This window comes from Phenylobacterium sp. (assembly GCF_025934275.1).
In the GTDB taxonomy this organism is placed as follows: domain Bacteria; phylum Pseudomonadota; class Alphaproteobacteria; order Caulobacterales; family Caulobacteraceae; genus Phenylobacterium.
This window is the reverse complement of record NZ_JAICYI010000093.1, coordinates 1-6,902: the sequence shown is the minus strand read 5'-3', so window position 1 is coordinate 6,902 and position 6,902 is coordinate 1. Positions and strand designations below refer to the sequence as shown.

Genomic DNA, 6,902 nt, shown 5'->3' with positions numbered 1-6,902 from the left:
TGGGCGCCACCGTGCAGGTGATCCCGCACGTCACCGGCGAGATCAAGGCGTTCGTCCTGGCCGACCCGGGCGAGGGGGTCGACTTCGTGCTGGTCGAGGTGGGCGGCACGGTTGGCGACATCGAGGGCCTGCCGTTCTTCGAGGCGATCCGCCAGCTCGGCCAGGAGCTGCCGCGGCATCACGCCTGCTTCATCCACCTGACCCTGCTGCCGTTCATCAAGACGGCGGGCGAGATGAAGACCAAGCCGACGCAGCACTCGGTCAAGGAACTGCGCTCGATCGGCATCCAGCCGGACATCCTGCTCTGCCGCTGCGAGAGCCCGATCCCGGAGGGCGAGCGGAAGAAGATCGCCCAGTTCTGCAACGTGCGATCCAGCGCGGTCATCCAGGCGATGGATTCGGCGAACATCTACGCCGTGCCGCTCGACTACCACGCCCAGGGGCTCGACGCCGAAGTGCTGGACGTGTTCGGCCTGTCGGAGGCGCCGGCCCCGGACCTCTCCCGCTGGCAGGGGATCGTCGAGACCATCGAGCATCCCGACGGCGAGGTGATGATCGCCATCGTCGGCAAGTACACGGCGCTGACCGACGCCTACAAATCGCTGGTCGAGGCGCTGGTCCACGGCGGCGTCGCCAACAAGGTCCGCGTGCGTTTCGACTGGATCGAAGGCCAGGCGTTCGAGAAGGACGAGGAGCTGATCGGCGAGCGGCTGGCGGGCGTGCACGGGGTGCTGGTGCCCGGCGCGTTCGGCGAGCGCGGCTCGGAAGGGATGATCCGCGCGGTCCGCTTCGCCCGCGAGCACGGCATCCCCTATTTCGGCATCTGCTTCGGCATGCAGATGGCGATGATCGAGGCGGCCCGGAACCTGGCCGGCATCCACAACGCCTCCTCCAGCGAGTTCGGCCCGACCTCGGAGCCGATCGTCGGCCTGATGACCGAGTGGACCAAGGGCAACGACAAGGAGCTCCGCGCCGAGGGCGGCGAGCTCGGCGGCACCATGCGCTGCGGCGCCTACGAGGCGGTCCTGCAGCCCGGCAGCCGGGTGGCCGAGATCTACGGCGCGACGGCGATCTCCGAGCGCCACCGGCACCGTTACGAGGTGAACATCGGCTACCGCGAGGCGATCGAGAAGACCGGGCTGCATTTCACCGGCCTGTCGCCGGACGGCGCGCTGCCGGAGCTGTGCGAGCGGGCGGACCATCCCTGGTTCATCGGCGTGCAGTACCACCCCGAACTGAAGAGCCGGCCGTTCCAGCCGCACCCGCTGTTCGCCAGCTTCATCGGCGCCGCCAAGGAGCGGAGCCGGCTGGTCTGAGTCCGCACCCTGATCGCTTCGCGGCCGTCGTCCCCGCTAGGGGAGGGAGGCGAAGAACTCCACGGCGAGCCGACGCGCCGTCTCGGCCGCCTCGGGGTGGAAGGCCATCAGGACCGGGCCGCCTTCGCCCTTGTGGGCGAAGGGATCGACGATGGTCTGGGCGGGCGCGTCGCGGTCGAAGCCGTGGCCGGCGCCCGGATGGGTGACGCCGCGGATCACCCGGCGGCTCGCCTCGGGCAGGCGCGCGAGCAGCTGGTCGAGGCCGTCCGGATCATCATAGGCGTCGGCCTCGCCCGCCTGGATCAGGATCGGCGCGCCGGTCAGCGCCTCGAGCGACAGGCCCGGCACGACGCCGTAGGCCCAGCAGACCGGGTAGAGCGCCACGTGGCCGCGGAACGGCGGCGCGCCGGCGGAGAGCGTCTGGGCGGCCTGGGTGGCGGCCAGCAGGCTCACCACCCCGCCCCAGGAGAAGCCCATGATCCCGATCCGCTCCGGTTCGACCTCCGGCTGGGCGGCCAGGAAGGCCTTGGCGGCGAAGGCGTCGGGCAGGGTCTCGACCGGGCTGCGGGGCCGGGCGGCCGCGCCCCGGGCGCTGCCCCGCGCCGCCCACATGTCGATCTCCAGCGTGGCGAGACCGGCCGCGTTCAGCGCCCTGGCGTGGAACTCGCCCCGCCCGTCGACGCCGTCGGAGCCGTGGCAGATGACCACCGCCGGCGTCCGCGCTCCGTCCTCCCGCGGAATGGTGTTGAGCCTGCCGGCGACGGTGAGCGGCGGCTCGGCCGCGGTGCGGAAGGCGACGTAGGAGGTGCGGATCGGCATCGCGCGACCCTCGCGCGGAGCGCCTGACAGCGTCAATCCGGACCAGGCGGCCTTGATCGGCCGAAGGCTTTCATGCATACACCCGCGCTCATCTCGGCGGCCGGATCGGGCCGCCGTGCTGGTCTTCACGCCCGCGAGAGTCTCCGATGGCCGTTCCCAAGCGCAAAACCTCGCCGTCGCGACGCAACATGCGGCGATCGCACCACGCCCTGGCCGCCAATTCCTACGTCGAGGACAAGGAGACGGGCGAGCTCAAGCGGCCGCACCACATCGACCTGAAGACCGGCATGTACAAAGGCCGCCAGGTCCTGACTCCGAAGGAAGAGTAGCCCTTCGCGGCGATCCCGCCTCGGCGGCCCCGTCCGAACAGGCGGGGTTGTTTCGCATTTGCGGCCCAGGCGCTAGGCTTGGGCCATGCAGCCGGGCGCGCTCCTCATCGGCCTGTTGGCGGCGATCGCCGCCGCGCCGGCGTCGGCCGGGCCGAAGCCGACGCCGCGCCTGACGGCCGACGGCTGGGGCGCGCTGCGGGTCGGGATGCCGGAAGCTGACGCCATCCGCCGGTTCCACCTGCGCATCGAGCAGGCCGAAAGCGAGGAGTGCCACGCCCTCTGGTCGGGCGACGAACGGCTGATGGTGCTGACCACTTACGGCAAGGTGGCGAGCGTCTCGGTGTACCGGCGGCCGCAGGTGCTGACCGACCGCGGCCTGCACATCGGCTCGACCGAGGCCGAGGTCCGGCGAGCCTATGGCCCGGCGCTGGAGATCCAGCCCAACCACTACGACGATCCGCCGGCGCACTACCTCACCTGGTGGGCGAAGAAGGGCGCGCGCGGGATCATGTACGAAACCGACCCCAAGGGCCGGGTGACCGGCATCCACGCCGGCGACGAGACCATCGGGTGGACCGACGGCTGCGGCTAACCCTGGCTGCGGCCGCGGGCCTGGACCGCCTGGCGGCGCGCCGCGACCATCTCGGGAGTCACCGCGGCGTTGTGGGCCAGCGAACGCGCGTGCTCGAGCTCCAGCCCTTCGCCCAGGGGCAGGGCGTAGCCGTCGTCGATCATCGCCTTGTACGTGATCAGCATGTCGGCTTCGACGCCGGCCATCTCGGCGGCGAGCTTCAGCGCGGCGGGCATCAGCTCGGCGGGCTCGACCACGCGATTGACGAGCCCCCATTCGTAGGCGGTCGCCGCATCCAGGAAGTTGCCGGTCAGCGACAGCTCCTTGGCGCGATAGGGGCCGATGACCCGCGACAGCTTCTGCGAAAGGCCCCAGCCCGGTGTGATGCCGACGCGGGCGTGGGTGTCGGCGAAGCGGGCGTTGGTCGAGCAGATCAGGACGTCGCAGGCCAGCGCCACCTCGAAGCCGCCGGTGATCGCTACGCCGTTGATCGCGCCGATGATCGGCTTGGCGCAGGCGAGCACCGCGCGGGCCGGATTCTCCTCCGGCTCGGTCGCATTCGCCGGATAGAGGCCGTCGGTCCCCAGCTCCTTCAGGTCGAGACCGGCGGTGAACGCCCGCTCGCCCGCGCCGGTGAGCACGATCACCTTCACCTGCGGATCGGAGTCGAGCTCCTTGATCGCCTGGCGAAGCGCGTTGCGCAGCGCCCGCGAGAGCGCGTTCATCGCCTCGGGCCGGTTGAAGGTGACGACGGCGACCCCCGGCTGGGGCTTCTCGACGAGCAGCATGGACCATCCTCCGCAGGCTAGCCATCAGCGGCCCGACGCAGGGTCCGTCAAGGGTCAGTCAGTAGCCGGCGGTCGAGACCTCGCTCAGGCGTAGGGGTACAGCGTCACCATGCGAACATAGAGCGAACAGCGAGATCGCCTGTCAAGCGGCGTTGCCCCGACCCGTGAAGCTGGCTAAGGCTCGCGCGCCCCGAGACTGAGGATCCCATGACCGAGATCGTCGACATCGTCGCCCGCGAGATCCTGGACAGCCGCGGCAACCCCACGGTCGAGGTCGACGTGATCCTGGAGGACGGCTCGATGGGGCGCGCGGCCGTGCCCTCGGGCGCCTCCACCGGCGCGCACGAGGCCGTCGAGAAGCGCGACGGCGACAAGCGGCGCTATGGCGGCAAAGGCGTAAGCCAGGCGGTGGACGCCGTGAACGGCGAGATCTACGACGCGCTCTCCGGCTCCGACGCCGAGGACCAGCGGCGGGTCGACCGGATGCTGATCGAGCTCGACGGCACGCCGAACAAGAGCCGGCTGGGCGCCAACGCCATCCTGGGCGTCAGCCTGGCCAGCGCCAAGGCCGCAGCGAGCTCGGCGGCGCTGCCGCTCTACAAGTACGTGGGCGGGGTCTCCGCCCGGGTGCTGCCGACGCCGATGATGAACATCATCAACGGCGGCGCGCACGCCGACAATCCGATCGACATCCAGGAGTTCATGATCCTGCCGACCGGCGCTGCGACCTTCGCCGAGGCGCTCCGCATGGGCGCGGAGATCTTCCATGCGCTGAAGGCGGCGCTGAAGGCGGCGGGCCACAACACCAACGTCGGCGACGAGGGCGGCTTCGCACCGAATCTTTCGACCGCCGAGGCGGCGCTGGAGTTCATCGTCCAGGCGGGCGAGGGCGCAGGATACAAGGCCGGCAAGGACTTCCTGCTGGGCCTGGACGCGGCGGCCTCCGAGTTCTTCAAGGGCGGCAAGTACGTCATGGCGGGGGAGGGCAAGACGCTCGATCCGGCCGGCATGGTCGACTACCTGGCGGATCTCGTCGCGAAGTTCCCGATCGCCACGATCGAGGACGGCTGCGCGGAAGACGATTTCAAGGGCTGGAAGCTGCTGACCGACAAGCTGGGGGGCAAGATCCAGCTGGTCGGCGACGACATCTTCGTGACGAACCCGGCCAGGCTCGCGACCGGGATCGACAAGGGCCTCGCCAACTCGATCCTGATCAAGGTCAACCAGATCGGCACGCTCTCGGAGACGCTCGACGCGGTCGATATGGCCCATCGCGCCGCCTACACCGCGGTGATGAGCCACCGCTCGGGCGAGACCGAGGACTCGACCATCGCCGACCTGGCGGTGGCGACCAACTGCGGGCAGATCAAGACCGGCTCGCTTTCGCGGTCCGACCGCACGGCCAAGTACAACCAGCTGCTCCGGATCGAGGAGGAGCTCGGCGATCAGGCGGTCTATCTCGGCAAGGCGGCGATCCGGCCGTAACGCCTCCCATTAAGGGACGGATAACCACGGCGGCGCGATCTCTCGGGATCGTCCTGAGGATTCGCCGTGCTGGGCCGCCTTCGTTCCTATCTGCCGACCGCCGCCCTGACGCTGCTGATCCTCTACTTCGCCGCCAACGCCTTCACCGGCGATCAGGGGCTGCTCTCGTCGGGGCAGCGCGACCAGGCGCTGATCGAGCGCACGCAGGAGCTCGCCCGGCTGGAGGCCCAGCGGGAGGACCTGGAGAAACGCGCGCACCTGCTGCGCGACCAGAGCCTGTCGGCCGACCTCCTGGAGGAAACGGCGCGCTCCCTGCTAGGCTTCGCCGACCCAAGGGATTATGTGATCCGGACGAAGCCATAGCCGCCTCTGGACGGTTCTAGGCTCATCTGACGGACCACGGAGTGACGCATGGCGCGCGGTCAGACCGGCGCGGCCGGTCGGCGTAAGACCAACGGCGAAGACCCCAAGGCCCTGGCCGGCAAGGACGAGCTGCTCAGGTACTATCGGGACATGCTGCTCATCCGCCGCTTCGAGGAGCGCGCGGGTCAGCTCTACGGCATGGGCCTGATCGGCGGCTTCTGCCACCTCTACATCGGTCAGGAGGCGATCGCGGTCGGCGTGCAGGCCGCCAAGCAGCCCGGCGACCAGGTGATCACCGGCTACCGCGACCACGGCCACATGCTGGCGGCCGGCATGGACCCGAAGGAGGTCATGGCCGAGCTCACCGGCCGATCCGGCGGCTCGTCGAAGGGCAAGGGCGGCTCGATGCACATGTTCTCGATCGAGAACGACTTCTACGGCGGCCACGGGATCGTGGGCGTTCCGGCGAGCCTGGGCACCGGACTGGCGCTGGCCGACAAATACCGCGACAACGGCAAGGTCAGCTTCACCTTCTTCGGCGACGGCGCGGCCAACCAGGGCCAGGTCTACGAGAGCTTCAACATGGCCGAGCTCTGGCGGCTGCCGGTGGTCTACGTCATCGAGAACAACCAGTACGCGATGGGCACCTCGATCGAGCGGTCCTCGTCGGAGACGCATCTCTACCGGAGAGGGGCCTCGTTCCGCATCCCGGGCGAGGAGGTGGACGGCATGGACGTCCTGGCGGTGAAGACCGCCGCCGGCAAGGCCGCCGAGCACGCCCGCTCGGGCGGCGGCCCCTACATCCTGGAGATGAAGACCTACCGCTACCGCGGGCACTCGATGAGCGATCCGGCCAAGTACCGCACCCGCGAGGAGGTCGACGAGGTCCGGAAGACCCGCGATCCGATCGACCACATCGAGGAGCTGCTGGAGAAGCAGGGCTGGGCCGACGAGCCGACGCTGAAGAACATCGACGGCGAGGTGAAGAAGGTCGTGGCCGACGCCGCCGAGTTCGCCCGCACCTCGCCCGAGCCCGACCCGAAGGAGCTCTACACCGACGTCTACGCCTCCGGCGGAGCGGGCGCATGACCGACGTCCTGATGCCGGCGCTTTCGCCCACGATGGAGGAGGGCACGCTGGCCAAGTGGCACGTGAAGAAGGGCGATCAGGTGAAGTCTGGCGACGTGATCGCCGAGATCGAGACCGACAAGGCGACGATGGAGGTGGAGGC

Annotated in this window: 9 protein-coding genes; 7 read left to right on the top strand and 2 right to left on the bottom strand. The window is 69.7% G+C overall.

The features are described 5' to 3' along the window. Positions 1-1,316: CTP synthase (locus Q0W60_RS16950; protein WP_297697262.1), on the top strand; the 1,316-nt coding region annotated here is incomplete at its 5' end. Positions 1,317-1,352: 36 nt separating this feature from the next. Here the strand turns inward: Q0W60_RS16950 and Q0W60_RS16945 are convergent. Further along, complete coding sequence (locus Q0W60_RS16945; RefSeq protein ID WP_297697261.1) at positions 1,353-2,213, bottom strand: dienelactone hydrolase family protein; 861 nt, start codon at positions 2,211-2,213, stop codon at positions 1,353-1,355. A gap of 68 nt (positions 2,214-2,281) precedes the next feature. On the opposite strand from Q0W60_RS16945, the gene rpmF reads away from it, so the two are divergent. Continuing rightward, positions 2,282-2,464, top strand: coding sequence for a 50S ribosomal protein L32 (gene rpmF / locus Q0W60_RS16940; RefSeq protein WP_297697260.1), 183 nt, complete (start codon positions 2,282-2,284; stop codon positions 2,462-2,464). Between the two features lie 85 nt (positions 2,465-2,549). Further along, complete coding sequence (locus tag Q0W60_RS16935) at positions 2,550-3,056, top strand: hypothetical protein (protein WP_297697259.1); 507 nt, start codon at positions 2,550-2,552, stop codon at positions 3,054-3,056. Here Q0W60_RS16935 and Q0W60_RS16930 read toward each other — a convergent pair. Beyond that, positions 3,053-3,823, bottom strand: a complete 771-nt coding sequence (locus tag Q0W60_RS16930; RefSeq protein WP_297697258.1) for an enoyl-CoA hydratase — start codon at positions 3,821-3,823, stop codon at positions 3,053-3,055. The two genes, Q0W60_RS16935 and Q0W60_RS16930, sit on opposite strands and share 4 nt — an antisense overlap. Positions 3,824-4,030: 207 nt before the next feature. On the opposite strand from Q0W60_RS16930, the gene eno reads away from it, so the two are divergent. The 4 genes from eno to Q0W60_RS16910 all read left to right on the top strand — a co-directional run. Further along, complete coding sequence (gene eno, locus Q0W60_RS16925) at positions 4,031-5,308, top strand: phosphopyruvate hydratase (RefSeq protein WP_297697257.1); 1,278 nt, start codon at positions 4,031-4,033, stop codon at positions 5,306-5,308. A gap of 66 nt (positions 5,309-5,374) precedes the next feature. Continuing rightward, entirely contained in the window at positions 5,375-5,671 is a 297-nt protein-coding gene (locus Q0W60_RS16920; RefSeq protein WP_297697256.1) for a septum formation initiator family protein, read from the top strand. Positions 5,672-5,719: 48 nt separating this feature from the next. After that, on the top strand, positions 5,720-6,760 hold the full coding sequence (gene pdhA / locus Q0W60_RS16915; protein ID WP_297697255.1) for a pyruvate dehydrogenase (acetyl-transferring) E1 component subunit alpha: 1,041 nt from the start codon (positions 5,720-5,722) through the stop codon (positions 6,758-6,760). Continuing rightward, positions 6,757-6,902: biotin/lipoyl-containing protein (locus tag Q0W60_RS16910; protein WP_297697263.1), on the top strand; the 146-nt coding region annotated here is incomplete at its 3' end. The genes pdhA and Q0W60_RS16910, both read left to right, overlap by 4 nt.

Coding starts and splice junctions, on each gene's coding strand:
- Q0W60_RS16945 (WP_297697261.1), bottom strand. CDS start 2,213: ATGCATGAAAGCCTTCGGCCGATCAAGGCCGCCTGGTCCGGATTGACG.
- rpmF (WP_297697260.1), top strand. CDS start 2,282: ATGGCCGTTCCCAAGCGCAAAACCTCGCCGTCGCGACGCAACATGCGG.
- Q0W60_RS16935 (WP_297697259.1), top strand. CDS start 2,550: ATGCAGCCGGGCGCGCTCCTCATCGGCCTGTTGGCGGCGATCGCCGCC.
- Q0W60_RS16930 (WP_297697258.1), bottom strand. CDS start 3,823: ATGCTGCTCGTCGAGAAGCCCCAGCCGGGGGTCGCCGTCGTCACCTTC.
- eno (WP_297697257.1), top strand. CDS start 4,031: ATGACCGAGATCGTCGACATCGTCGCCCGCGAGATCCTGGACAGCCGC.
- pdhA (WP_297697255.1), top strand. CDS start 5,720: ATGGCGCGCGGTCAGACCGGCGCGGCCGGTCGGCGTAAGACCAACGGC.